At 61.1% G+C, this 24,327-nt stretch carries 19 protein-coding genes; 12 read left to right on the top strand and 7 right to left on the bottom strand.

All coding sequences use genetic code 11. The features are described from left to right. Nucleotides 1–6: 6 nt before the first annotated feature. The 6 genes from AC3RLQ_RS03435 to AC3RLQ_RS03410 all read right to left on the bottom strand — a co-directional run bounded on the left by AC3RLQ_RS03435 (nucleotide 7) and on the right by AC3RLQ_RS03410 (nucleotide 5,952). Nucleotides 7–1,191, bottom strand: a complete 1,185-nt coding sequence (locus AC3RLQ_RS03435; RefSeq protein ID WP_493034376.1) for a leucine-rich repeat domain-containing protein — start codon at nucleotides 1,189–1,191, stop codon at nucleotides 7–9. 87 nt (nucleotides 1,192–1,278) lie between these two features. Continuing rightward, a complete protein-coding gene (locus tag AC3RLQ_RS03430; protein ID WP_493034374.1) occupies nucleotides 1,279–2,025 on the bottom strand; it encodes a hypothetical protein in 747 nt (248 codons plus the stop codon). A gap of 86 nt (nucleotides 2,026–2,111) precedes the next feature. Continuing rightward, a complete protein-coding gene (locus tag AC3RLQ_RS03425; protein ID WP_493034372.1) occupies nucleotides 2,112–2,837 on the bottom strand; it encodes a hypothetical protein in 726 nt (241 codons plus the stop codon). Nucleotides 2,838–2,877: 40 nt separating this feature from the next. Further along, nucleotides 2,878–4,242 (bottom strand): hypothetical protein, encoded by a 1,365-nt coding sequence (locus tag AC3RLQ_RS03420; RefSeq protein WP_493034370.1) that lies wholly within the window; start codon nucleotides 4,240–4,242, stop codon nucleotides 2,878–2,880. Nucleotides 4,243–4,397: 155 nt separating this feature from the next. Continuing rightward, nucleotides 4,398–5,153 (bottom strand): hypothetical protein, encoded by a 756-nt coding sequence (locus AC3RLQ_RS03415; RefSeq protein ID WP_493034366.1) that lies wholly within the window; start codon nucleotides 5,151–5,153, stop codon nucleotides 4,398–4,400. An 88-nt stretch (nucleotides 5,154–5,241) separates the two neighbouring features. After that, on the bottom strand, nucleotides 5,242–5,952 hold the full coding sequence (locus AC3RLQ_RS03410) for a hypothetical protein (RefSeq protein WP_493034363.1): 711 nt from the start codon (nucleotides 5,950–5,952) through the stop codon (nucleotides 5,242–5,244). A gap of 292 nt (nucleotides 5,953–6,244) precedes the next feature. Here AC3RLQ_RS03410 and AC3RLQ_RS03405 point away from each other — a divergent pair, with 292 nt between their 5' ends. From AC3RLQ_RS03405 to AC3RLQ_RS03350, 12 genes are all read left to right on the top strand, one after another. Continuing rightward, a complete protein-coding gene (locus tag AC3RLQ_RS03405) occupies nucleotides 6,245–6,574 on the top strand; it encodes a hypothetical protein (RefSeq protein WP_493034361.1) in 330 nt (109 codons plus the stop codon). Continuing rightward, complete coding sequence (locus tag AC3RLQ_RS03400; RefSeq protein ID WP_493034359.1) at nucleotides 6,571–7,440, top strand: tetratricopeptide repeat protein; 870 nt, start codon at nucleotides 6,571–6,573, stop codon at nucleotides 7,438–7,440. The genes AC3RLQ_RS03405 and AC3RLQ_RS03400 overlap by 4 nt, the downstream gene beginning before the upstream one ends. Before the next feature lie 121 nt (nucleotides 7,441–7,561). After that, nucleotides 7,562–8,164, top strand: coding sequence for a hypothetical protein (locus tag AC3RLQ_RS03395; protein WP_493034357.1), 603 nt, complete (start codon nucleotides 7,562–7,564; stop codon nucleotides 8,162–8,164). Between the two features lie 170 nt (nucleotides 8,165–8,334). Beyond that, nucleotides 8,335–10,068, top strand: coding sequence for a C40 family peptidase (locus tag AC3RLQ_RS03390; protein ID WP_493034355.1), 1,734 nt, complete (start codon nucleotides 8,335–8,337; stop codon nucleotides 10,066–10,068). Nucleotides 10,069–10,180: 112 nt separating this feature from the next. Continuing rightward, nucleotides 10,181–11,023, top strand: coding sequence for a hypothetical protein (locus AC3RLQ_RS03385; protein ID WP_493034353.1), 843 nt, complete (start codon nucleotides 10,181–10,183; stop codon nucleotides 11,021–11,023). Between the two features lie 141 nt (nucleotides 11,024–11,164). Then, nucleotides 11,165–14,578 (top strand): tetratricopeptide repeat protein, encoded by a 3,414-nt coding sequence (locus tag AC3RLQ_RS03380; protein WP_493034351.1) that lies wholly within the window; start codon nucleotides 11,165–11,167, stop codon nucleotides 14,576–14,578. Nucleotides 14,579–15,119: 541 nt separating this feature from the next. Beyond that, a complete protein-coding gene (locus AC3RLQ_RS03375; protein WP_493034348.1) occupies nucleotides 15,120–16,502 on the top strand; it encodes a hypothetical protein in 1,383 nt (460 codons plus the stop codon). A 166-nt stretch (nucleotides 16,503–16,668) separates the two neighbouring features. Continuing rightward, nucleotides 16,669–17,064 carry a hypothetical protein gene (locus tag AC3RLQ_RS03370; RefSeq protein WP_493034346.1) on the top strand — a complete coding sequence of 132 codons (396 nt, stop codon included), beginning with the start codon at nucleotides 16,669–16,671 and terminating at the stop codon, nucleotides 17,062–17,064. Between the two features lie 112 nt (nucleotides 17,065–17,176). Next, nucleotides 17,177–18,103, top strand: coding sequence for a hypothetical protein (locus AC3RLQ_RS03365; protein WP_493034344.1), 927 nt, complete (start codon nucleotides 17,177–17,179; stop codon nucleotides 18,101–18,103). Nucleotides 18,104–18,665: 562 nt separating this feature from the next. Beyond that, entirely contained in the window at nucleotides 18,666–19,370 is a 705-nt protein-coding gene (locus AC3RLQ_RS03360) for a hypothetical protein (protein ID WP_493034342.1), read from the top strand. Between the two features lie 270 nt (nucleotides 19,371–19,640). Continuing rightward, nucleotides 19,641–20,915, top strand: coding sequence for a transposase (locus AC3RLQ_RS03355; RefSeq protein ID WP_493034340.1), 1,275 nt, complete (start codon nucleotides 19,641–19,643; stop codon nucleotides 20,913–20,915). A 105-nt stretch (nucleotides 20,916–21,020) separates the two neighbouring features. Next, nucleotides 21,021–21,743: a hypothetical protein gene (locus AC3RLQ_RS03350; protein WP_493034338.1), complete on the top strand. Its 723-nt coding sequence runs from the start codon at nucleotides 21,021–21,023 to the stop codon at nucleotides 21,741–21,743. 83 nt (nucleotides 21,744–21,826) lie between these two features. Here AC3RLQ_RS03350 and AC3RLQ_RS03345 read toward each other — a convergent pair whose 3' ends face one another. Beyond that, complete coding sequence (locus AC3RLQ_RS03345) at nucleotides 21,827–24,145, bottom strand: HEAT repeat domain-containing protein (protein ID WP_493034336.1); 2,319 nt, start codon at nucleotides 24,143–24,145, stop codon at nucleotides 21,827–21,829. Nucleotides 24,146–24,327: the final 182 nt, after the last annotated feature.

Genomic DNA, 24,327 nt, shown 5'->3' with positions numbered 1-24,327 from the left:
TGCTACTTACTTGGTGAATTTCACCACCAGCGCTGGGAGCGCCTGGGTGAGCACCTTCACGCCCTCCGGCGTCACCAGCGGGGCCGAGACGAAGAGCTCCTTGAGCTTGCGCAGCCCTTTGAGCCGGGCCAGCCCGGCGTCCGTCACGCTGGTTTTCCCCAGCTCCAGGCTTTGGAGCTGCGTGAGCTGCGCGACCACCTCCATGTCCGCATCCGTGATGCCCTGGCACTCGGAGAGCAGCAGGATTTCGAAGGACTTCAGCGGCACCAGAAAACGGAGGTTTTTCCCATCGAACTTGCGCAGGTAGTTGAGGTTGAGCTTTCGCAAAGACTTGCACTGGCTCAGGTACTCCAGGCCTGCGCCGGTGAAGTCGCCGGTGTTTGCGCCGATGTTCAGCACCTCCAGCTTTTGGCAGCCGCTCAGGTGCTTCAGCCCCGCATCCGTGATGCTCCCCGCCCCCCACAGGTAGAGCGTGTCCAGATTCTTCATGCCTGCAAAGGCCGCAATGCCTTCATCCGTCAGTCCTTTCCCGAGGGTCCAGACGAAGGTCCGGAGGCCCCTGACCGCCGTGATCTGCCGCAGGTCCGCCGTCGTCAGCGTGGCATGGTTGAAGGAGACTTCATCCCCTTCGCTGCCAGGCTTGTAGGTGCCCCCGAGGGACTTCACCAGCTCGGCCACCTGCTTGGCTGCCGCCGTGCTGCTCTTGGGCATTTCTGGACTGCTCTTGGTCACTCCGACGCTGCTCTCCGCCACGGCAGCGGGATTCCCGGCCTCGATCTCTGCGCGCACCTTGCTCAACTCCGTGAGGGTCTCCAGCTTGGGGCTGCCGGAGGTGGATTTCACCAGGCTCTCGATGCGGGCGATGCTGGCCTTCTGCACGGGCTCCAGCGCCTTGGCACGCGCCTGATCATACTGCGCAAAGAGCAGCGTGGCGCTGGCCTGCGGCGTGGTCACGGGCTCTCCTGCCAGCTTGGCCTTGAGCTGTGCAGCCAGCGCATCGGCGCCTTCCGTGTCCCCGCTGGAAATGAGCTTGGCGATGAGCGGCGTGGTGGCCTGCTCCAGCGTCTCGTTGAGCTTCGTCACCGCCGCCGCAGCCGCCTTGCGGTAGTCTTCGGCGATCTTTGCCGGAGTGTCCGCCAGGGCGGAGGAAAAAGAGGCCAGCAGGAGGACGAAGGGGAGAATGTGTTTCATGGGAGCGGGAGAGAATGAAAGGTGGCTGATGTGAAATGGCGGGGCCTGTGGCAACAAGCTGAACAAAGCGAACCGAGGCTCGCTTCGTCATTCTTTGGCGGTCAGAAAGCGATCGCCAACGGCGCGCTTCAAAACGGCGTTTTTGCCCGTGATGATCATCTCGAATTCCTCGCTCTCGCCTGGAGGGATCAGCGTGATTTTCACGACGTTGGTCTTCGTCCTTTCCCACCGCCCGGCATTGCCCACCGGCTTTTTGGGATTGCCCGTCATGTAGGGCGTCCCATCGGCCTTCAGAGTATTGAGAGAAAGCGTTCCGTCCGCACTCAGCAGGAGTTCCCCGACGAGCCGCGACTTGTCGATTCCGGTGTAGTAATTCCAGGCCATGGGGATGTCCGGCGGCGCCGGGGCGGCCTTCCCCGCCTCCACCTCCGCGCGCACCTTGCTCAGCTCCGTCACCACTTCCAGATTGCCGCCCTCCTTGCCATTGAGCATCGCCTCGATGCGCGCCACGGCGGCCTTCTGCGCGGGCTCCAGCGCCTTCACGCGCGCCGCGTCGTAGAGCTTGAACAAATTCGCCGCGCTGGCCTGCAGCTTCAGCACCGGCTCTCCGGCCAGCTTGGTCTTGAGCTGCGCCCGCAGCTCGTCCGCCCCTGCGGTGTCTCCTGCCTTCACCAAGTCGGCGATCAGCGGCACGGTGGCCTTTTCCAGCGTCTCGTTCACCTTCACCAGCGCCGCCGCCGAGGCCTTGCGGTAGTCTTCGGCGATCTTGGCCGGAGTGTCCGCCAGGGCGGAGGAAAAAGAGGCCAGCAGGAGGGCCAGCAGCAGGTGTTTCATAAGAGCTTGAGAAAAGTGACCGGGTGAAGGGTGGCGGCAGGGTGAAATGGGGATGGATGGGGGTCCTCCGAGCACGGCGGAACCGTTCATTTGGCCGGTGGGTCGGTCATGGCTTTGAGGTAGCGCGTATCCTTCCACACCATGCTGTGAATCTCCGCCAGCTCATTGCCTTCAAGGAAGAGCACGGTCCAGGTGTCCTGCGGCTTCACCCATTCGACCGTGATGGTACGGGCTTTGGCCGAATGTTTCCATTGGCCCGAATTGCCACCCCCACCCCTCATTTCGGCGGTTCCGTCGGGGTTCAGCATGAAGACTCCATCGGTGCCTGCTGTGGGTGATCTGCGAAAGGACCATGCCACAGGCAGCGCCGCAGCCTCCGGGCCGGCCTTCGCGGCCTCCACTTCCGCCCGCACCTTTCCCAGCTCCTTCACCACCTCCAGCTTGCTGCTTTCCTTGCCCGCAAGCATGGCCTCAATGCGCGCCACGGCGGCCTTCTGCGCGGGCTCCAGCGCTTTGCTGCGCGCCTGGTCATACTGCGCAAAGAGCAGCGTGGCGCTGGCCTGCGGCTTCGGCACCGGCTCTCCGGCGGTCTTGGCCTTGAGCTGCTCTTGCAGCTCCTCCGCCCCGGCGGTGTCTCCCGCCTTCACCAGCGCGGCGATCAGCGGCACCGTGGCCTGCTCCAGCGTGCCGTTGAGCTTGGTCAGCGCCGCAGCAGCCGCCTTGCGGTAGTCTTCGGCGATCTTCGCCGGGGTGTCCGCCAGCACGGTGGAAAAGGAGACCAGCAGGAGGGCGGAGAGGAGCAGGTGTTTCATGGGCGCGTGAGTGTAAAAAGGGGCTTGCCGAGCAGAGGCATTATTTGCTGACAGCCTTCATGTAACGGGTGCCGGTCTCACTTTTCATGGTACCGACGCCATTGACCACGGTGACCTCCCAGGTGCTGGTGGAGATCTTGATGGTGACGCCGTCTTTTGTCGGCTTCCAAGAACCGGTCTGGGTGCCACCACCGTCTTTGATTTCATACACTCCGTTGGGATGGAGCCAGATTTTGGCGGTGGCCAGGGCGTCCAGTGTTCTGTGGAAGTTCCATTCTTCGGGGATGCTGGTGGCCCCTTGCGGCAGGCCGGCCAGCGCTGCGGCCGCTGGCGGCGCGGAGGAGTCTGGCAGCTCCGTCAGGGATACGTCTGCAAACCAGGCGGTGCCGCTGACGGTGTTGCCGAAATAGCCGAGGCGGCATTCAAACACCAGCTCGGTCTCATCCTGCGTTTTGAATTCCTGGCTGACTTCCGTCCAGTCGTCGGCGGTCACAAAGTTGGTTTTGTAGCCATATTTCCCGGTGAGGCAAAGGCAGCCCCCGCCGTTCACTTTCGCACCGGGTTTTGCAGCTTCGTTGCCCTTCGCGTCCTTGATGTCCTGAGTTTTGATGAAGCCCGCCATCCGGTAGCGGGTGCGCGGCTTCACCTTCACCGTCTGGACGGCGCGCGTATCATTCAGGACGGGGTTGGTGACCCGCAGCGTGGGCTTGTCATGAAACAGGACCTTTTTGTCCACCCCCATCTTGGCTTCTTCCGAGTGGTCATGCATGGTCAGCTCCCACATTCTCGTGCCCTTTTCAAAGGAGCCGTTGTCGATCAAATTCCCGCCACTGCCAGGCTCTTGGCCCGTGGCTTCAGCCACCGTCGGTGCGGCGGCGTCTGCCAGCTCCTCGCGCATCTGCTTCACCTGCAGGGCGGCGGTCACGTCCTGCGCCTTGGTCAGGTCTTTTTGCACCAGCTCCAGCCCCTTGTCATAGCGGCGCTTGGCATCTGCCAGACTGGCTTTTTGGGCGGACTCCAGCCGGCTGAGCTCCAGCTTGTAGGCGGAGTAGGTGTGCTTGAGCGCCGCAGGCGGCGCCTCCTCCACGGCGGTGAGCAGCTGCCCTTCGCCGAGGCGTTCCAGATCCGCCTTGATGCGCACCAGGGTGTCCAGGTCCGTGCGCTGTGCGGCGGCGGCGCTCTCCCGCTCCAGCGTGGGCTTCACCCGCTCATTGAGGGCTTTCACCCCCGTTTCGTAGGGGATGGTGGTGTTGTTTAAGACAAAGGTCTCGTAGCCCGTCTTGAGCAGGTCCAGCCGCTGCTGCACCTCCGGCGCAAAGGGCGCGTCTGCCGCTGGCAGCGCCACTGCCAGAATCAAGGCTGCGGCAGCCACCGACCGGGGGAATGTTTTACGAAAGAATGCCATGGCGCCGAGATTTTGTCCGCGCGCCGTCAAAGTCAAATAAAAGCCGCCGCTCAGTTCACCGTGAGCGGCACGGTGAGGGCTGCGGCGCAGCCTGCCTGAAAGGCGGTCTTTGGGTCTTCAAAGCGGAATGAATGTGGCGGTGGGCGGCGGACGACTCACGCTGAGGGAGCCTTCACCCGCATGTAGCGGCGGCTCACGCCGGGGCAGTCCATCGTGGCGGTGGTGCCTTTGACCTCCATCTGCCACACGCCTTCGTCGCCTTTGAGGTAATCCATTTTGATGGTGATCTTGTCGCCTTTTTTGTTCGACTTCCACTGGCCGGGCTTCGGCGTCTTGTCCTTGCCGCGGTCCAGCATCAGGACCGTGCCATCGGGCTTGAAATGCATCTCCCCGTAGACCACCCCCACGGAGCCGTCAGGCTTCTCCGTGACATGGTAGGTCCACACTTCAGGCAGCTGCGTGGCGGTGCCCGTGACCCTGCTGAGCTCGATCTCCTCCCGCACCCGCGCCAGCTCCGTGACGACTTCCAGCTTCCGGCCTTCGCTGCCGCCCAGCATGGCATCAATGCGGGAGATGGCGGCCTTTTGCACGGGCTCCAGGGCTTTCAGGCGTGCGGTGTCATAGCTGAGAAAGAGCACGGCGGCGGCGGCCTGCGGCTTGAGCACGGGCTCCCCGGCCAGCTTGCTCTTCAACTGATCGCGCAGGGCCTCGGCACCCGCGCCGTCGCCGGCCTTCACGAGGTCGGCGATGAGGGGCACGGTGGCCTTTTCGAGCGTATCGTTCACCCGCTCCAGCGCCTTGGCGGCCTGCTTCTGGTAGTCTGCGGCGATCTTCGCCGCTGTGTCTGCCAGGGCGCTGGTGGCCAGCAGGAGGACCACAGCGGCGGCGAGGAGGTGGAAATGCTTCTTCATGGGGAGGTGGGAGTGAATGGTGGATGCTTCAAAGGAGCAGGGCTGCTGGCGGAGGACACAAGGCCGTGCAGCCTGGGCGGGGCGGGAGTCAGGGAGCGGAGACCGCCTTGAGGTGGCGTTTGCCGATGTCCGGGCGGTCGATGCAGCCGCTGCTGTCCTCGTAGGTCATTTTCCACACGGCCCCCTTGTACGTGAGGTCCAGGCTGTTTTTTCCCGTCTGCACCCAGCCGCCTTTCTGCGTGCCGTACCTGGATTTGGCATCCGCATCGATCAGCGCCCAGGTGCCGTCCGGGTTGAAAATCAGGTCTCCCATGCTCGGGCTGGTGGCGTTGCGGTGGTAGGTCCACCGCAGCGGCATCGGCGCGGCGGTGAGGGGCGTGTCCGCATCGATCTCGGTGCGGAGCCTGCCCAGGGCGGCGAGGGTATCGAGCTTCGCGCCTGCGGGTGTTTGCAGCAGGGCATCGATCCGCGCGATGCTGGCCTTCTGCACTGTGGCGATGGCCTTGGCCCGGGCCTGATCATACTGGGCAAAGAGCTTCATCAGGCCCGCATTCTGGCTGCGCACGAGTTCGCCGGCGGTCTTGGCGCGCACCTCCTTGGTGATCTGCTGCGCGCCGGCGGCATCCCCCTGCTGCAGGAGCCTGGCGGCCAGGGGCGCGGCAGACTGCTCCAGCTTGTCGTTCAGGCCCTTCACCGCCTGGGCGGACTGCAGGCGGTAATCCGCCGCGATGATGGCCGGCGTATCCGCCCCGGCGGAGGAAAAAGCGATCAGCAGGAGGACGAGGAACAGGTGTTTCATGAGCACGTGATTTGAGCGAACACGTAGATACCCGTAGGTGGATGACCGCAAGCTGAAATGAGATTTGTGATGCCTGATGAACCCCGATGAACGGCCCTGCCCGGGCGCCACGCATGCCCCGCAGCTTTTCACCCGGGCAAATCGACAGCCCATGAAAAGCACATCATACCACGATTTGGTATTCTTTAATTTGCATTCCTGAATCTGGACCCAAGTATTTGCTCATGTCCTTTCTATTTGCCTCCTCACACCTTCCTGAAACGTCAGCGGTTGCGTGGTGAGCGCCAAGGATATGTCCATGCTCAATGATGCCGGGGTGCCCATGGTGGTCTCTGCAGGAGGAAAGGCCGGGGAGCGGGATGCGCCTATTCAGATGAAAACCTTCATGGATGTCTTGACAAAAGGCGGCACGATCAACGATGCTCTGAAAGCCGTGAATGAAATCGTTGACCGAGACAACCGAAGCAAGCTCGACGAAAAAGACATGCAGAGGCCTTTCACCGCGGTGTTCAAGGACGGCATCAATGGCGACTGCACCCTCGAAGACCTGCGCAGGCACAATGCCCGGATCAATGACGAGCGGAAAGCCGGCATGAAGAAAGCGGGGGCGCCCGTGCCATGAAGCGCCTGCATTTTCTCCTCAGGGTGCTTCTGTTCCTCGGCATAGCGGCTTTCATGGCATGGGCCATAGACATGCCACCGCATTACTGGAGTCATCTGGCCGGCGCCCCAAGCCGTGCTGCGGCATATTATGAGAAAGGCCTGAGCAGCCAAAAGGGCGGCGGCACAGCCGAGGCGCTGCGCTGGTTTCGCCAGGCTGCCGACCTGGGGCACGCAGGTGCGCAGGCCAAGGTGGGCACGGCCTATGCCACCGGCACCGGATTGCCCGAGGATCCCGCAGAGGCGCTGCGCTGGTGGCGCAAAGCCGCCGCCCAAGGCAATGCTGAAGGCCAGTATGGGCTCGCGCTGGCACATCTCTCCGGCTCTCTCATTCCGCAGGACAAGGACGCCGCAGTGAAGCTGCTGCAACTGGCCGCCAGCCAGGACTTTGCCCCGGCCCAGCACCGGCTGGCTGAGTGCTACCTCCATGGCGATGGCGTGACCGAGGACCTCCCCGAGGCCGCGCGCTGGTACCGTCGCGCTGCTGAAAATGGGCATGCCGAGGCGCAGGTGGCTCTCGGCTTCATCTGCAAGCGCGGACTCTGGGGAGCGCCGCAGGACGCAGCACAGGCCGTGCAATGGTTTCAAAAAGCCGCCGCGCAAGATGATGCCAAGGCGCAGTATCAGCTCGGCAAGTGCTACGCAGACGGCACCGGTGTGCCAAAGGATCTGGTGGAGGCCATGAAATGGTGCCTCCTGGCCTCTTCCACCTTTGGCAACGACGCCACCCAGTGGATAGAGACTCACGAAAAGGATCTGACTTCCGGGCAGTACGCGGAAGCCCGCGCCCGGGCGGAGGCCTTCCGTTCACCGCAGCAGAAAAAGTGACATGCTGGAAATCAAGCTGACGCCTCCCCCCAAACCTTGATGCATGCTGACATGTGATCTAGACCCTCTCGTCGTTCAGAGGCTGCAGCAGGAGGCCTTGGCCGGGCAGCCTGTCAGCCGCATGCTGGTGATGCTGCAGGCGGAACTCGCCACCCAGGGAAGGGCGGCAAACGGCATGAATGCGGGAAGTTATTTAGAGGAAGCCTTTGGCTGGAGCATCAGGCAGGGTATGGCGATCAGCGCCTGGCATGGCTTCAAAGATATCGCCGCGTCTTGGACGGATGAGATGATCGACGCCCGCTATGCGCCGCTGCTGCAGGAGTGGATACAAAACCCTCCTCCACCACGTCCATCCGCAGCGGAAGAAGATGCGGCTTTGTCTCTGTCCGTCGGCACCCTTTCAGATGACGACGTGGAAGAAACGCTGAACCCGCCAGATCGACAAGGACAAGCCATGGGAACCACCTGCGAAACCAGTGTCGGAAAAAGAACGTCAAAAACAATCAAAGCAGTGGTCTTTTTCATTGGCAGCGTGATTGCGCTGTCCATGGGCGGTGTTGCCGTGTGGGCGGGCTCGCAAGACAACAGCCAGGGGGAGTATTTCGACACGTTGACCGGTCAATGGGACTGGTGGTTTGTGGCGCTGCATTTCCTCTATTCGCTGGGTGCGTGGGTGGCGGTGTTTGCCCTGTTTGGCGGTTTTCGACAGCAGGTGGAGAGATGAAACCGCCTGAAGAAACTCCTTCGCGGTTTACCACCCGAAAGATTCCGGCTTCATCGCACGCCTAACGGCACCTTTTTGCGGTCAAATCGACAACCTCACGGAAAGCACTTCATACCACACTTTGGTATTTTTTAATTTGCATTCCTGAATCTGGACCCAAGTATTTACTCATGTCCTTTCTCTTTGCCTCCTCCCACCTCCCTGAAACCCGAGTCCAGCGTCCTGAAGATGAAGAGGAGGATGACGTGCAGCCCATGCTGCACAGCGGCGGCGTGCGGGCCTTCAGCCACCTGCCGGCGAAGAGAGTGGCCGCAGATTCTGCCGGGCCGCTCTCCCAGCGCGGCGCACAGGCCATTGGCGGCCAGTTCCAGCGCACGGAAACCCAGGACGCGGCCACGCCCCCTGGGGACGGCATTGCCGCCGCCAAGGCCAGCGGCGTCTTCGATGTCGTCCGCCAGCAATTCAACCGCGACGACTCCCCGCACTTCATGGATGAGGACGGCAACCTCCGCCCGCGGGATGAGGCCCGCCAGCAGGACTCCCCTTCCCCCCGTGACCCTCGCAGCCCGCAGTTCGGTGCCGGAGCGCCACCCCGCCCCGCGTGGAGCGCCGGGCACGCTGCCGGTGCCGATTCCAGCCGCAGCCCCCGCACCTCTTCTTCTGCGTCCGATGATACCAGACCTTGGTATATGCCGCCCATCACCCCCGAGGATCTCGATCCTCAGCACTCCGATGATGATGACGCCGCCGGTTCCCATTCCGCCCTCAACGGCAGGCCGGAGGTCCATGACCTCCTGTATCGCACCCCAGGCGAATCCCAGCCCAAGCCCGAGTTCAACGATCTCGTGTACCGCTTCAACGGCAACCCGGAGGAGGCGAGCGATCACCGCAGCGGCTATTTCCAGAATGTGGCCGGCACGCAGTATCTCGCACAGGCCAAGACAGGCGCAAGGCAGATACCACCAAGCTCCCCAGCACGTCCAGCCAAAGGGGCGAGCCCCTCTGCTCAGCCCCCCGCGCAAGGCCGTGGCCCCACACCGCCCGCCCAAGGAGGTGGTGCCAGGCCAAAGAATGCAGGAGCCGGCAACGCGGCGCAAGGCGGCGGCTCGCTGGCAAAATACCGACAGCAAAAACAAAAGGCGCTTGAGGAGCTGGCCAATGCCGCACCCGGCGCCGCCTCACGCATCAAAAACAGGATCGCTGCCATCACCCGCAACATGGAGTCGATCGAACTTGCGGCCCATTTGATCAATCACACCAAGCAAAACGGCGAACCGGCCATCAACCCAGAGTCCATCGATGAAGACTCTGCCGAGTTTAAAAACAGAGCGCGCACCGCCATCCAGCGGCTGCATGGCGGCTCCGCACCATGGATGGACCATCTGGCGGCCAATTTTGGTGAGCGGGAAGGAACAGCCGGCGGCGGTCAAAACCCACCCATCAAAGATTTGTTCAAACGCGTGGGCGTCGGCAACGAAAACACCAACGTGCTGGCCTGGTGCGGCTATGCGCTGAAAGATGCCATGACCAAGGCGGGCATCAAAGCTCCCAACGGAGCTGGCTCAGCGCAGTCTTGGAATCAATGGGGGCGAGGCGGCGGGACGGCTGCGGGAGGTATCAGCGTGGGGGATGTTTATCACATCAAATACCCAGGTGACCCAAAGAACCCCAAAGGCCATGTGGCCACGGTGGTGGGTGTCAGCAAAGATGGCACACAGGTGTTTTGCCTTGGCGGAAATCAGAATGGCGGGTTAAACATCTCCGCCTACCCGATCAGCCTCTTCAAAGGCGCAGAGGTTGTCTTTCGGAAACCAGCCGGTCAGAACAACAACACTCCAGCCCCCATCTTTGACTACCATGCCGACGAAGACATGTTCAGCCTTCTCTCCGGTCTCACTCGTTAAGGCCAAGGTACTGGCCTGCCTTTTCATCTGCAGCAGCTGGAGCGTGAGCACCAGCGCCGCAGAAACACCGCCTGCACCAGAGCCGCTCTCCATTGAGCAAATGGAGGATTTCATGCTTCCTCCGAGAGGCTGGAAGAAGGATGTCAAAGTGCTCAGGGAGCATTTCTGGACGATGCATGACTCCGGTTATTCACCCTTTGAAAATCCCCCCTTTGTCATCTACCCCTTCTGGCCGGCCTTTTTTGAGATCGAGGTGCGTGATGGTCGTGTCACTGAACGAACACCTGGCGGATACGAGGGAGCGCTGGGAGCCCTGCTCCATGACGCGCTGCATTCGCCTGATCCTGCCATCCAGAAGAGGGCCCGACTGTGGCTGCGCCAGAGCCTCACTCTTTACTTTGCGGGCTTCAGGCTCAGCAGGCTGGATGGGAGTCAGCGCCCCTACGCCCCTTGGATCAAACCTGTGGACACCCGCAGGTTGGATGCGGTGACGGACGCCTACCTTGCGGCGCAAAAGGTGATCATTGCCGGAAAGGATCGCGTCGAGATCCACAACCACCTGCTCACTGACTGGATGAAGAACCCCGCCTCCGACGCACTGACAGACATCGTGGGGTATTATGACATGCTGAACGCCGGCTATAACTCTATTTCCGTGGAGTACATCTATCCCGTCTCGTGGGCTTGGACACGTGTCAAAAACAATCGGGAACTATTTCCTTATACCAGCATCGACCATGATGTGTACGGCTTGTACGATCATCGGCTTCTCCCCGGCACGCTGCCGGCCACGACAGAACCCGTATGCCTCTGGCTGCGGGATGTGTACCTCTCCTACATCGCCGGCAAGGAGCTGCTGGAAGGCAAGCGCCTGCCGGTGGCGGACAAGGTTTCGGAGGCGCTCCTCAAAGACACGCTGCAGCAGTGGTGGACGGAGCTTGAAAAGCAGAAGTAGTCGCGCGCTGCCGCGACGGCCCAGCCTGACGCGAAGAATTACAAAGCCCCGCAGCGTTTGTTCTAGGTCAGAAACCTCGTGACGTTCCGATCTCAGCGGTTCATCATGGCATGTCATCACGTACCCGACCCCGTGCCCACCATGAAACCACTTCTGTCCTCCGCGCTCTCCTTTGTCCTGCTCTTTTCCGCCATGGGCATTGAGCCCGCACGCGCGGCGGAGGGCGGCGAGAAGAAGGCAGGCCAGAACAGCCCTGCTGCAGAGGCTGATGATAAGACCCTCGCGACTGCGGAGGCGCTGTACGCGGAGGCCCGATACGCCGAGGCGGAGAAGGCCGCGCTGGCACTGGTGGCAGCGCGCACGCAGGCACTGGGCGCGGAGGCCAGGGAAACACTGCGCGCGCGCCTCCTGCTGGCGGAGGCGCTGCGCATGCAGTCCAAAGATGCGGAGGCGGAACCGCAACTGCGCGAACTGCTGCCGGTGGTGACTCAAGTTTTCGGCGCAGAGGATCGTGAAACGCTGCGCTGCCAGTCCGCCCTGCTGGCGCTTACAGCCGCCCAGGACAGCAGCGGAGAGGCCGAAAAAGAATTCCGCCGCCTCATTGCCACCGCAGCGCGAGTACTCAGCCCTGAGGATAAAATCACCCTGCTGACGCGCCGGCGTCTGGCTGAGGTCTGGCGCATGCAGGGAAAACAAGCGGAGGCTGAGACAGAAATCCGTCAGGTACTCGCCATTTATCAGCGCACACTCGGGGCACAGGACTGTGAAACACTGCACTGCCAGTTCCATCTCATCGTCCTCCTTGCCGCCCAGAACAAGGATGCGGAGATAGAGCAGGAGTGCCGCAGCCTGCTCCCACTCCAGATCAAGGTGCTCGGGGCCGAAAACAAGAAAACGCTGTACTGCCAGATCTATCTCATCCAAGCCCTGTCTGCCCAGAACAAGCATGCGGAGGTGGAGGCGGAATGCCGCAGCATGCTCCCGCTGCAGACCAAGGTCTTCGGAGCCGAGAGCAAGGACACGATGTTCTGCCAGGACCGACTCCTCAAAGCCCTGTCTGCCCAGCACAAGCATGCGGAGGTGGAGGAGCTGTGCCGCAGCGTGCTCCCTCTGCAGATCAAGGTCTTCGGAGCCGCGAGCACGGAAGCGCTGTACTGCCAGGACCTTCTCTTCGAAGCCTTGCTCGCCCAGAATAAGAACGCGGAGGTGGAGGAGCAATGCCGCAACGTGCTCCCTCTGAAGATCAAGGTCTACGGAGCCGAGAGCAAGGAAGCGCTCTATTGGCAGCTCCATCTTCTCCAGGCTCTGGATGCCCAGCACAAGAACGCGGAGGCGGTGGAGCTTTGCCGCAGCCTGCTCCCTATCCAGAATACTCTCATCCAATCCCTGACTTCTCAGAACAAGCATGCGGAAGTGGAGGCGCTGTGCCGTCGCCTGCTGCCGCTCCAGATCAAAGTGCTCGGGGCTGAAGACAAGGAAACGCTGCACAGCCAGCTCCAGCTCATCCAAGCCCTGTATCCCCGCAAGAATGCGGAAGTGGAGGAGCTGTGCCGCAGCCTGATCCCGCTGCAGATCAAGGTGCTCGGAGCCGAGAGCGAGGAAACGCTGGCCGGTCATCTCCACCTTCTCGCAGCTCTGATTGCCCAGGACAAAGAAGCGGAGGTGGAGGCGCAGTGCCACATCATGATACCACTCCAAATCAAGGTCTCCGGAGCCGAGAGCATGGATGCGCTGAACTTGCAGAGCATTCTCCTCCGAGCCCTGGCCGCCCAGGACAAGGACGCGGAGGTGGTGGAGCTGAGCCGCAGCCTGCTGCCGCTGCAGGAGAAGGTGCGCGGCGCGGAAAACAAAGACACTTTGGAAACCCGCAGCCGTCTGGCCCATGCCCTGAGCGAGCAGGAGAAATGGGCGGAGGCCGAGGCGGAATACCGCAGCCTGCTGCCGCTGCAGATCAAGGCGCTGGGAGCAGAAAACAAACGCGTTTTGGACACGCGCAGCGGCCTGGCACGCAGCCTGAGCCAGCAGAAGAAATGGCCGGAGGCCGAGGCGGAATACCGCCAGGTGCTGCAGCTCTGCGAGCGCGTGCTCAAGCCAGAAGACTCGCACATGTTCTCTCTTTACGGGCTGAATGAATTCATCAGAGTCCTGAGCAAGAATGACAAGCTGGAGCTGGCGGAGGAGCTGTGCCGCCGCGTGACCGCTTTTTACTCCAAGCTGCTGGGGCCGGAGAACCAGACGACTTTGGGCCAGCGCGGCGCTCTGGCCGACATCCTGAGTGACGCGAAAAAATTCACGGAAGCCGAGGCCGAATACCGCGAGCTGCTGCCCCTCTTTGACAAGGTGTGCGGCGCGGAGTCTCCGCGCACGATGAGTCAGCGCTGGTCTCTCACCCACATGCTGCTGCAGCAGAAAAGATATGAGGAGGCGAACAAGGAGCTCCGCCAGATGATGGACCTCGCCGCACGCGCGCCCGGCCCGGCGGATGAATCCCCGCTGGAAAAGGTCACATGGCTGATGAGAAGCCTTGAAATGCTGGACCGGCATGCGGATGTGGAGGCGCTGCTGCGCGAGTATCTGCCCGCCTTCATCAAGACCCATGGCCAGGACCACGGCGAAGTCGTGGAATTGCAGAGCCTCCTCATCAAAGCGCTGATGGCGCAGAAGAAGCACGCGGAGGCGGAGAAGGAAAGCCGCAGCGTGATCGCCGCTGAGACCCGCGTGCTCGGGCCGGAGGCCAAGGCGACCCTGGAGTCCCGCAGCGCGCTGGCGGCCCTGCTCGCTGACATGGACAGGGATGCGGAGGCCGAGGCAGAATACCGCCAGCTTCTGCCACTTTATACCAGGGTGTTTGGCGCGGAGTCGGAGGACACCCTGCGGCAGCGCATGCTCCTTGCCACCCACCTGAGCAATCAGGACAAGAATGCCGAGGCCTGCAAGGAGCTCGGCGAGGTGCTGGACATCTCCCTGCGCGTGCTCGGCGCCGGAGACATGCACACCCAGGCCCAGATCGCGATTCTGCTGTCATGGCGCAAGACGGAGGACCGGGGTGCGGAAGTGACCGCGCAGCTGCGCCAGCACCTGCCCGGCTTCATCCAGACCTATGGCAGGGACCACACCCAGGTCCTGGACCTGCAGCGGGCCATCATCGCCACGCTGGTCACGCTGAAGAACTACGCCGAGGCGGAGAAGGAGAGCCGCAGCCTGATCGCCGAAGAGACCCGCGCCCTCGGGCCGGAGGCCCCGGAGACCCTGAAGTCACGCCGCACGCTGGCCGCCCTGCTCACCCAGCAGCACAAGGAAGCGGAGGCCGAAAACGAATGCCGCCAGGTGCTGGCCCTCACTGAGCGCACCCTCGGCGCCGAGCATCCGGAGACGCTGTCCACCTGCTACCACCTCGCCGTTTACCTCGGCACGCAGAAGAAGACCCAGGAGGCCCTGAAGTATGCCCAGCGCGCCTACGCAGGCCGCCTGAAGGTGCTGGGCCGGGACCACGAAGACACACGCGAGGCCAATGAACTGGTGGAACGCCTGACCAAGCCCGAGACGAAGGCCTGAGGGGCGGGGCTCCGCCATGTTTCGCGCCAAGCATGCGCATGCCCACCGCGAAGCAGGGCGGCTTGTCCTCAAGCCGCCGTCGCGCGTCGCCACGCGCCGCATTGCTGCATTCCGCTTTGGAAAACGCCGTGTCATCGCAGGCATCGGAAAATGGAAAGACTCAAGTGGCGCAGCAGTCCGTACTGGGAGCGCCGGTTTGGATAGTGTTTCCCGAAACTCATTTCCGAAACGCGCATGGGAGGACCACACTCTACCGTGTCGTTTGAAAATCGGAGGAACGTTCCATTCAGCCGCAGAGGAGCGGAGAGGCAGAGGGAGCAAAGAACAGATTCAATCTCTGCCACCTCTGCCCCTCTGCGGCAAACCGAACATCCTCAGGCTCCACATGCCGGAAATGAGTTTTTGTGAACCGCCATAACCAGCGCCCACACAGCCCGCCACGTGAATACCAAAGACCAAGAACAGAGAACATATATCACATCATACCACACTCCGGTATTTTTTCACTTGCATCCCCAAATCCAGGCCCAAGCTTTCCAGCATGGCCTTCATCTTCTCCACCTCCCACCTTCCTGAAACCCGAGTCCGCCGCCCTGACCACCTCGAAGACGAGGAGGAGGACGACACCATGCAGCCCATGCCCCGCGCCGGCGGCGTCCGCGCCTACAGCCACCTGCCGGTGCGTGACAATCCTGCGCCTTCCACCGGCCCGCTCCGAGAAGACAGCCCACGTGGAGAGATCGCCCCGATCCCTCCACGCTCCGCAACACCCACCAGCCCCGCGCCCACCAGACTGGAGGATCAGGATGATCCCCCTCTTTCAGAAGCCAACCCCGAGGGCGACACCGCCCCGCAAGACCACGCAGACGACAGGCCCTGGTACATGCCCCGCATCACCGCCCAAGACCTGCCCCCGCAGGATCACCCTGAGGACGCACACGCCCCCGCCCCCAAACCGTGGGACAACATCACCCGCAGCTCCGGCTTCGACGACACGCCCCCCGCCGACCGCAGCGCGTCCACCACCCGCAGCAGCGGCTTCTCCCCTTCTCCGCAAGACCTCCGCGACGACTTCCATTCCCCGCCCCCAGACACCCCCACCGGGAAAGCCCCGGCGCAAGACAACAGACCCGCCCTGCTCCGAGGCCGCATCTTTGAAAAGCGTAGCGTTCCAGCGGCGTTTTTGATGCAGCAGCAAAGCAAGGATGCCAGCGGATCCTCTTCACGACAACGCCTTCAGGGATCCCCGCAAGCGCTTGCCGCGCAACAGCAGGAGCGTGGGACCAATCCACCGGCCCAAGGCGGTACGCCCGCAGCGCAGCAGCCAGCGCCACCTCAAACCCCGGCGCAAGCTCCAACGCAAGGCGGTGGCACGATGCAGCAAAATCAGGGGACCGATGCCACCAAGCAAGGAGCGGGCGCCACTCCAGCCAATGCCAAGAAACATCCCTTGACCGTACTTTGCGAAAAATTTGCAGAATTCCCCAAGGTAGTTGAAGCCCTTAAAAAACTCTACAATGTCCCGACAGGAAGACTGATGATCGAAAAACTGGCCACAGTTGCAGACAAGATTCACGCGATTCAAACGAAGGATAAAGGCGCCTATGTGGACACTGCAGGCATGCATTTAAAGAAAGATAAAGACGATGATATCAGCCCAGATACTCTGGGGCACGAATTTCAACACCTCGGCGAGATCCTCTTTAACACGCCCAATCCTTTTTTGAAGGTGGAGGATCCGAATGATTTAACCGCCTATCCAGGCTCCGCACCTTTTGCCAAGGAATTCCGTGCCATGCGAATTCAAAACCAATTGCAGCTGGAACGTTACGAGATGATGCGAAAACCACCCATCCTGTTTCCGATCTACTGGGATGATAAAACTCCCTTTCCAATTCCTGGCAGCCTTCTCCCCTGGGATTGACTCCCGGCAAGGGCATCGCATCGTCATCGTCGTCAGCACGATTCTATCCCCTATGATCAGCCCCCTAAAACATCTGCCCCTGTGCGCCGTTTTGTGCTTCACAAGCTGCGGAGGGAAACAAGATGCCTCGCCAGCCCCCAGCGACCCAAGCCACCAATCCCAGGCCATGGACGAGAAAGAAGACGATTTTCCATCAGAAAGCGCCCTGCATGAACTGGACAAAATCCCGCTGACACCAGCCACGCTCAAGATGAGCACCGGAGAGTTCCTCAAGCACGTGCAAGAGGTGCTTTGGACCAGGAGAAATGTGATGCTTCGAATCATCGCCACTCCTTCCACCTTTGACAGCCTGGCAGACTTGATGAAAGAGCCTTGTGAGGCCATGATTCTGCCCGCATCGCGTCCCGACATCTTAACCGAAAGCCATCTTTTAGCGGAAGTCTGCGCGACGATAGGGGGGCAGTACCAATACGACTACGCCACCGTTTATCTCAGGTTCCGTGACTTGGCTTTCTGCGCACAATCCCGCATCGGCAATCGAAATGCAAAGCATGCAAAATGAGCACAGGCTCGGCACCGCACCTTTGGTGCAACTCACTGCCAGTTCAAATGAGAGGCAATAAAAGCTTCGTCGCCTTTCTGGCAACCTATGCAATTTTGCAGCCATGTGCGCCATGTCTGCCACCAGTCTCCGAACCCTGGGCCTGCCGTTCGCCCTCCTGTTCTCCATCACCTGCGGCGGCCTGAACCTGAGGGCGCAGTCGGAAGGGGACCTCATGATTTCCAAAGACAAACAAGAGCGCGCGGAGACCCTGCGCCTGGCGGGAAGCAGCAGCGTCACAGACAGAAATCTGGCCATCCGAAGACTCTGCATCTGGGACAAGGACTATGAACTGCTGTGGAAGCTGATGAACGATGCAGACCCCACCGTGCGCCTGAATGCCATCGATGCCATTTCAAGCGCGACGCACAAGGTGGCCGTAAATCTCACGACAGAGCTGGCACAGAAAATGGCGCCCCTGCTGGAGAAGGAGGTGACGCAGGAGCGCATCGATGCAGCATTTAAACCCGGCCGGATTCAGAATGAGGCGGCGTCCCTGGTGGTCTGCTCCACACTGGCGCTGGATCTTCTCTACGCTGAGTACCCGCAGCTCAGGAAACCCCGGGCCGATGGCGCACTCTGGCAGGATGTGGGGCTGCATCCCCTGATGGTGAAGCTGGCCGCAGCGCGCCGCGAGACCTCTGACTTTCTGGATCATCGCTACCTCGAAATGCTGCAACGCATCGACGATGCCGGCCTTCTAATGATGGAGCTGGAGACCCTGGCAGAAACTCTTGATGACGAAAAACTTCCCTCCTCCCGGCTGCTGACCACGGTGGAGACGCTGTGGCGCGCCCATCCGCTGCTAGGTGAGAACAAGGCGCTGTACCTCATGCTGCTGGTGCAGCTCAGCCCGCGTCTGAAGTCACTGCGGCCTCGCATCCTCGGCCCGATGCCGGAAGGGCCGGACAAGGCATGGGCTGCCGACTTCCTCGACCACATCGCCACAGACATCCAGTCCGCCCGCGAGAAGTTCATCCTCCGGCCCGGTGCTCCATAAAGGCTCATGGAGCCCGGTGCATGGGCACTGCCTCATTATCGTCTTACCTCTTCCCCTTCCCACGCGCCAGCACGCTCTGCACCGCAGCACGCGCCTTGGTGGAGGCGGGCTGGGTTTCTTTGACGGCATCCGTCTTCAATAGCTCATCCATCTTTTTCAGCAACTCCGCCACCTTCTCCTCCGGGAAAAAGAAAAGTTACCAGGCATTCTGTACAACTTGGGCGGATCAAAGCATTGATTGACAATGCGTCTGCTCAATCCCTGCGGATCGGCCCCAAGCGCACGGAGGCGTGGCGGATGCCGGTTTCCCTTGCCGCCTGTTCTGTGAACTCTCTTCAGTTCAACCTTTCAGAGTCAAACTCGCTGTTCCCAGCTGCTCTTTCAATCACGATGCTCCATGCAACCCCGCGCCACTGCGGACTCAGTCAATGCTGATTCATGCGGTTGAAATTGAAATGTTTGAGCTTCATGTCTCTACAAAATGCCTGGCATCTTTTCCGAACGTCCCCGGTTCTAAACTAAAGTTTGACCCTTCTGTCACACTCAAACTAAAGTCTCCTGCATGATTCACTTGGATGCCAAGTTTTTTTCCAGCCGTTTCTTCATTTCAAGCCTGTGGTTGGCGCTTGGCTTGATCCTTGGTTTTTTGATGGATTTTTTCCACGGATTTTGTTTTGGCATCGGCATCGGGTTTGATTTAACTGACCATGAAAAATACCTAGTGCTGGCTGTTTCGTTCTGTGCGTGCCTTTTTTTCAATCGAAAAAAGAAGAGGAAATCATTTCACGACGGCATGTTTTTTCGTCATGACATCAAAGCCCTGGCATCGCTGCTGATCGTGGGATTTTTTTCGTACTGCCACCTCCTGCCGTCCACGGTTCGCAACACCGGTTTTAAATGGGGAATCATCACTTTTTTGCGCGAGTATCCCAGGGATGCAGCCTTCCTCAGGAAATTGCTGATCGAGAAAAAGCCTGATCCGGCACAGGCGCTGCCCGCTTCCCCTTTTTTAGGTTTTGACGGAATGGGAGAAAAATGGCAGACCGAATTAATCCCCTTGTGGATAGTCAATTCCGAGCGCTGCAACACACTTATCTTCAAGGGGCATTACAGATACGTAGTCGCCGTATTTCTGGACAGCGTGGACGAGGCAACGGCAAAACAAATCATTGCGGAGGACAACAGCAGGATTCCATGGTTTGAGGGACGCCGTGTGTTCAGCGCTACAGCGTACGGAGTGACCTTGGTTTGGGAAGACATCACTTAAAAATAGAAATCTGGTCCCCAAGTGGAAGGACAAAAATGCCAACAAACATGCCAGGCATTTTGCCCCATTTACAACGGTGTCCAAAGCACGGAGAGCAAAAAGCCCGAAGGAAGGTGGCTGCGCGGCCATCGTGGGGCCGCTGACGAGTTGCTTTTTTCGGCACGTGCCGGGGATTGAGTGCCACCTCACCAGAGGCTCCAAGGGCACGCCAACAGCTCAAAATATCGCTGCAATCAGTTGACTTCAGCGGGGTGCGAAATTTTTGTTTTTATGCCCACCTCACTTGCGGACGCCCCGCTCTCCGCGCGCTTTTTCACCCCGCTGCTCGACCTCCTCGCCACTTGCGCAAACCGGCGGCACTGCCCCGAACTCCCTGACTCCGACTGGCTGCGTCTCGGCGTCGAGCGCTGTCTCCAGCCGCAGACCAGCGGCCGCGGCTTTTTGCAAACCCTCGCCGCTCTGGCCGCGCCCTGCCGTCCGGAGAACTCGCACTTTTTTGAGTCGCTCAAAAGCCAGCGGCGTCTGGCGCTGTGCGCCGAGATCAACGCCCGCCTCTGCGCCCACGCACGCACCGTGCTGCCCGATGCGCTCGCCGCCTTCCCCTCGCTCAACAAGTTCGACGTGCATGCCGGTGACGGCCACTTCCACGCCCATGCCGCGCACGATCCCACCGACAGCAAGGGCGTGCGCCTCGCCGTGGGCCATCTCTACAGCCGCAACCTGCGCAGCGGCTGCCTGCGCCACCTCACCGTCAACGACCAGCAGGCGCGCAGAAAGGAGCACGACATGCGCGGGCTCAAGCGCCTGGAGATCGCCACCCTGCGCCAGGGCGCGCCCAAGGGCCGCAAGGTGCTCTACATCTGGGACCGCGCAGGCATCGACTTCAAGCAGTGGCACAAGTGGCAGCAGGGCAGTGGCATCTACATGCTCAGCCGCACCAAGACCAACCTGAGGCTCCTGCCCTGCGGCAACCTGCCCTTTGACAGGACCGATGAGATCAACGCCGGCGTGCTGCGCGACGAACTCGTGGGCACCGCCACCAGCGGGCTGATGGTGCGGCGCATCACCTTCCATGACGTGGTCGCAGACCGGCACTTTGAGTTCCTCACCAACGTGCTGGAGAGCGCCGTGCCGCCCGGCGTGCTGGCGCAGCTCTACCGCATGCGCTGGGAGATCGAGAAGAGTTTTGACGAGGTGAAGAACAAGCTCGGCGAGAAGAAGGCCTGGGCCACCAGTGCGACGGCCAAGAGCATGCAGGCGCAGTTCATCTGCCTGAGCGTGAACCTGCTGCAGCTGCTCGAACATGAACTCGGAGAACAAGGCATCCGCAACGAGCCTGAGGAGAAGCGCCGCACGGCAAGGCTGAAGCAGGCGGTCGAGGTCGCCGCCAAGGCCCAAGCGGTGCTGCCCAAAACGCTGCGGTTGATGCAGCGGATCACGCAGCACAGCGTCAAGTTCATCCGCTGGGTAGCAGCCCAGCTCTGGAACTCCATCCCCTGGCAGCAAGCCTGTGCTGTCCTCATCGCCCTCTACGCCAAGTTATGAAGCGCGAGCTTTGGACACCGTTGCCCATTTATAAAGGGCTCCATAACGCCACCGTGATCACTTAACCTTTGACGTTTCCACCATGGTTAAACTAAGGTTTCCAGCATGATAAAATGGAATGCCAAATTTATCCTCAGTGGATTACTCCTGTTGGCCTTGTTTTCAGGATTGTCTCTGGGCTTTTTGATGGATTATTTCCTCGGTTGGAAATTTGGAGCGTCCGAGCTGGTGCTCGAGTTAACTGACACTCAAAGCTATTCAGTGCTGGCTTTCATGGCGATCGTGGCTCCGGTGAGTGCGATCTCCTTTTTTCGGAAGAAAAGGCCAGCAGACACCCCCGGTGTGGCCTTGTCTTTGCTTCATCATTGCATCACCCTGACAGCGGTTCTGGTCATGGGTGTCAGTTCCTACTGCATCCTGCCATCGAGTGTTCGCAACACTGTCTTTGGATGGGGAGTGGCAGACTTTTTATTCGCGTTTCCTGGGGAGGCAGGCCTCCTTAGAAAAACACTGACCGAGAAAAGACCTGATCCGGCGGAAGGTCGAATCGATGTTTTGGATACACCAGCCCCCCTTGTTGGAAGCAGTTGGGAAACTCGACCAGGCATCCGTGGGGTGGGTTATGCCAGTCGTGGCAACGCCCTTGTCTTTAAAAGTTTTTTGCATGGCCACAACCGGCACATTGTCGCTGTTTTTTTGACTGGCGTGGATGAGGCTGCCACAGAAAAGGTGCTTGCTGAGGACCTCTGGATCTTTCATGCGCGTCCTTTATTCAGCACTAGAACGCAAGGACTGACGCTAGAATGGCAAGATATAACTTTCAGATAGCCTGACAGGCGCAGAAGTCAGCCCATCAAGGTATTTTCAAAAAATGCGGACAGCGCCTGCACAGCCCCCTTGCCGTTCCATCCTCACCTCTTCCCCCGCACCAGCACGCTCTGCACCGCAGCACGCGCCTTGGTGGAGGCGGGCTGGGTTTCTTTGACGGCATCCGTCTTCAATAGCTCATCCATCTTTTTCAGCAGCTCCGCCACCTTCTCCTCCGGCGCTGCGCTGATGCTTTGCGCGACATCGGCGATGCGCCCGGCCATCTCCTGCCGCAGCGCGGGGTGCGGCAGGCTGTGCGGCCAGAGCTTGAGCAGCATGCTCAGCACGGCCTGCTGCTCAGCAGCGCTCAGTCCCTGCGCGGGCATGGGATCATTGGCTGGTCGGCCGAGCCAGCGCACGCTTAGCAGGAGATCCGGCGCGTGCCCTGACCATAGGTGGAGGTGAAAGCGGAGTGCTGACTGTTCACGCTCGATCTTTTGGGTCTCGGCCTCGGTCTTCCCGGTGGGTGTGGTGTGCGCAGCGGCCAGCGCGGCGCACTGCCAGTCGAGGTCTGAGGAGAGATTTCCCAGCGCATCAAAGACCCCGAACACGTAGCGTCTCTCGCTGCGGGCAGGCTTGGCGAGCAGCGGCACCAGCGCGGGCAGCAGCACGGGCGCGGCCGGTGCGCCCATGCTCATGAAAAGATCAAACACGGACTCCTCGCGCAGTGTGCCGCGGCCTTCCACCAGCGGGAGAAAATCTCTGGCATACGACGCGGCCTCTGCGCCCAGGTTCTGAAAGGATTCCAGCGCGCTGCGTCTGAGATCAGTGTCTTCATCGTAGAGCAGCGGCAGCAGCAGCGGGACATTGGCTGTGCGGGAGAGGCCCTGCACCACGGCGGTTTTCACCCTTTTGTCGGGATCATTCAGCAGGGGCAGCATCTCCTTCTGGATGAAGGCGGCAGCCTCCGGGCCCGTGCCGATGCCCGCCAGCACCTTCGCGGCGGAGGCGCGCAGGTCGCTGTCCGAGTCCTGCAAATACGGGCGCAGCAATTCAATGTAGGGCGTGGCATCCACCTGCACGGGAGCCAGGGCACCGATGATGGCGATCCTCATTTGCGCAGGGGCCTTCCGCAGCTCAGGCAGCAGCACATCGGCCATCGGCATAGCTTCGTTGCGCAGTTCGCTGAAGGCTTTCTCCATCTCCCAGGGCATCTTGCGGTCGGTGGACTGAAGCAGCGGCAGCAGGGCCTTCACCACCTGCGGCGCCGTCTTTGAGCCCATTCCTGCCAGGGCAGACATGGCAACGGATTGGATGCCCGGGTCCGGGTCTTGCAGCAGTGGCAGCAGGTCATTGAAATAGGTGGTGCTGCCTGCCCCGAGCTCTGCGAGCGTGGATGCGGCGAAGTATCTCGCCAGATCATCGGTGTCTTTCAGCAGCGGCCGGATCTCCGCGGCATACGGCGCAGCGGCGGGGCCCATGTAGTGCAGGATGATCACGGCCAGGCTCCGCACCCGGCCCTCGGCATGGCGGAGCCGTGGCAGCAGCAGCGGGACGACGGCAGGCGCGGCCGTTTTGCCCAGATGGCTCAGATACCACTGTGCCTCCATCCTCATGTCCTCGTCATCCAGCAGCGGCTGCAGGGCCGGCAGCACCAGCGGGGCGGCCTCCATGCCCAAAGTAGCCAGCACCGCCTGCACTGCGGATCGCGTGTTGGAGTCAGCATCCTTCAGCAGCAGCAGCAGCGCGCGGGCCACGGCGGGCGCGATCTCGGCCGCATTCGGCGGCTTGGTCTCTCCGATCTCCATCCTCTGCAGCGTGATCAGCGTGCGATCCCGCAGTTCGAGGTTGGAATCCTGAAGCAGCGGCAGCAGGGCCTGGGCGTAAGGCGCGGCACCAGGACCGATCTGCAGCAGGATTTCCACGATGCGCATCTTCAGGGTGGCATCCGCCTTCTCCAGCAGAGGCAGCACGCGCGGCACCACCAGCGGCGCAGCCTCCGGTCCCAGGCGTGCCAACGCGCCAAAGGCATGCTCGTTCAGTCCATCAACATCCTCCTCCAGCAGCAGCATCGGTGTCAGCACTGCGGCTGCCGCAGGGGTAAACTCCGGCCCCATGTCCGTCAGCCCCTCCAGCGCGGTGATTTTCACCCGGAGGTCCGCATCCTGCAGCAGCGGCATCAAGTCCTCCATCTTCAGGCACTGCCTGGACCAGTGGCGGGCCCCGCAGTAAAAAGCAGCCTCAGCACGCACCTGCGGGGAGGGATCTCCCAGCGCTGATCGAATGCCCGCCACCTGCCACGGCTCAGGAGGGGGATGTTTCACCGCAGCCTCCCCTTTCCCATCCGCACCGCGCAGCGCATTCCCAGCCACCAGCACGGTCATGCACAGCCAGGTGCCACCGCAAAAAGAACTCCATTTCATACCCCGGCATTCGTGCAGAAAAAGCCCGCTAGGAGCAAGCTTTAAATGATCTCATCCGCATCCCTCGCCTTGATCATCCAGTTTAACGCCACCCAAAAATGACCCCAGGCATGAATGGCATTCAGTCAGGCTCTGAGTACAGCCGACGCCTGCGCATGGAGCAGACGCAGCTCAGCCAGTCT

Source organism: Prosthecobacter sp. GW821-HT29F12, assembly GCF_058803405.1.
Note: the sequence above shows the minus strand (reverse complement) of the source record. Positions and strands in the feature narration are given on the sequence as shown.

Excerpts from the sequence above, each read along its gene's own strand:
- AC3RLQ_RS03365 (WP_493034344.1), top strand. The coding sequence starts at position 17,177 with ATGTCTGCCACCAGTCTCCGAACCCTGGGCCTGCCGTTCGCCCTCCTG.
- AC3RLQ_RS03355 (WP_493034340.1), top strand. The coding sequence starts at position 19,641 with ATGCCCACCTCACTTGCGGACGCCCCGCTCTCCGCGCGCTTTTTCACC.
- AC3RLQ_RS03390 (WP_493034355.1), top strand. The coding sequence starts at position 8,335 with ATGTCCTTTCTCTTTGCCTCCTCCCACCTCCCTGAAACCCGAGTCCAG.
- AC3RLQ_RS03375 (WP_493034348.1), top strand. The coding sequence starts at position 15,120 with ATGGCCTTCATCTTCTCCACCTCCCACCTTCCTGAAACCCGAGTCCGC.
- AC3RLQ_RS03420 (WP_493034370.1), bottom strand. The coding sequence starts at position 4,242 with ATGGCATTCTTTCGTAAAACATTCCCCCGGTCGGTGGCTGCCGCAGCC.
- AC3RLQ_RS03410 (WP_493034363.1), bottom strand. The coding sequence starts at position 5,952 with ATGAAACACCTGTTCCTCGTCCTCCTGCTGATCGCTTTTTCCTCCGCC.
- AC3RLQ_RS03430 (WP_493034374.1), bottom strand. The coding sequence starts at position 2,025 with ATGAAACACCTGCTGCTGGCCCTCCTGCTGGCCTCTTTTTCCTCCGCC.
- AC3RLQ_RS03395 (WP_493034357.1), top strand. The coding sequence starts at position 7,562 with ATGCTGGTGATGCTGCAGGCGGAACTCGCCACCCAGGGAAGGGCGGCA.
- AC3RLQ_RS03385 (WP_493034353.1), top strand. The coding sequence starts at position 10,181 with ATGCTTCCTCCGAGAGGCTGGAAGAAGGATGTCAAAGTGCTCAGGGAG.
- AC3RLQ_RS03405 (WP_493034361.1), top strand. The coding sequence starts at position 6,245 with ATGTCCATGCTCAATGATGCCGGGGTGCCCATGGTGGTCTCTGCAGGA.
- AC3RLQ_RS03345 (WP_493034336.1), bottom strand. The coding sequence starts at position 24,145 with ATGAAATGGAGTTCTTTTTGCGGTGGCACCTGGCTGTGCATGACCGTG.
- AC3RLQ_RS03435 (WP_493034376.1), bottom strand. The coding sequence starts at position 1,191 with ATGAAACACATTCTCCCCTTCGTCCTCCTGCTGGCCTCTTTTTCCTCC.
- AC3RLQ_RS03350 (WP_493034338.1), top strand. The coding sequence starts at position 21,021 with ATGATAAAATGGAATGCCAAATTTATCCTCAGTGGATTACTCCTGTTG.
- AC3RLQ_RS03400 (WP_493034359.1), top strand. The coding sequence starts at position 6,571 with ATGAAGCGCCTGCATTTTCTCCTCAGGGTGCTTCTGTTCCTCGGCATA.
- AC3RLQ_RS03380 (WP_493034351.1), top strand. The coding sequence starts at position 11,165 with ATGAAACCACTTCTGTCCTCCGCGCTCTCCTTTGTCCTGCTCTTTTCC.
- AC3RLQ_RS03415 (WP_493034366.1), bottom strand. The coding sequence starts at position 5,153 with ATGAAGAAGCATTTCCACCTCCTCGCCGCCGCTGTGGTCCTCCTGCTG.
- AC3RLQ_RS03360 (WP_493034342.1), top strand. The coding sequence starts at position 18,666 with ATGATTCACTTGGATGCCAAGTTTTTTTCCAGCCGTTTCTTCATTTCA.
- AC3RLQ_RS03425 (WP_493034372.1), bottom strand. The coding sequence starts at position 2,837 with ATGAAACACCTGCTCCTCTCCGCCCTCCTGCTGGTCTCCTTTTCCACC.
- AC3RLQ_RS03370 (WP_493034346.1), top strand. The coding sequence starts at position 16,669 with ATGGACGAGAAAGAAGACGATTTTCCATCAGAAAGCGCCCTGCATGAA.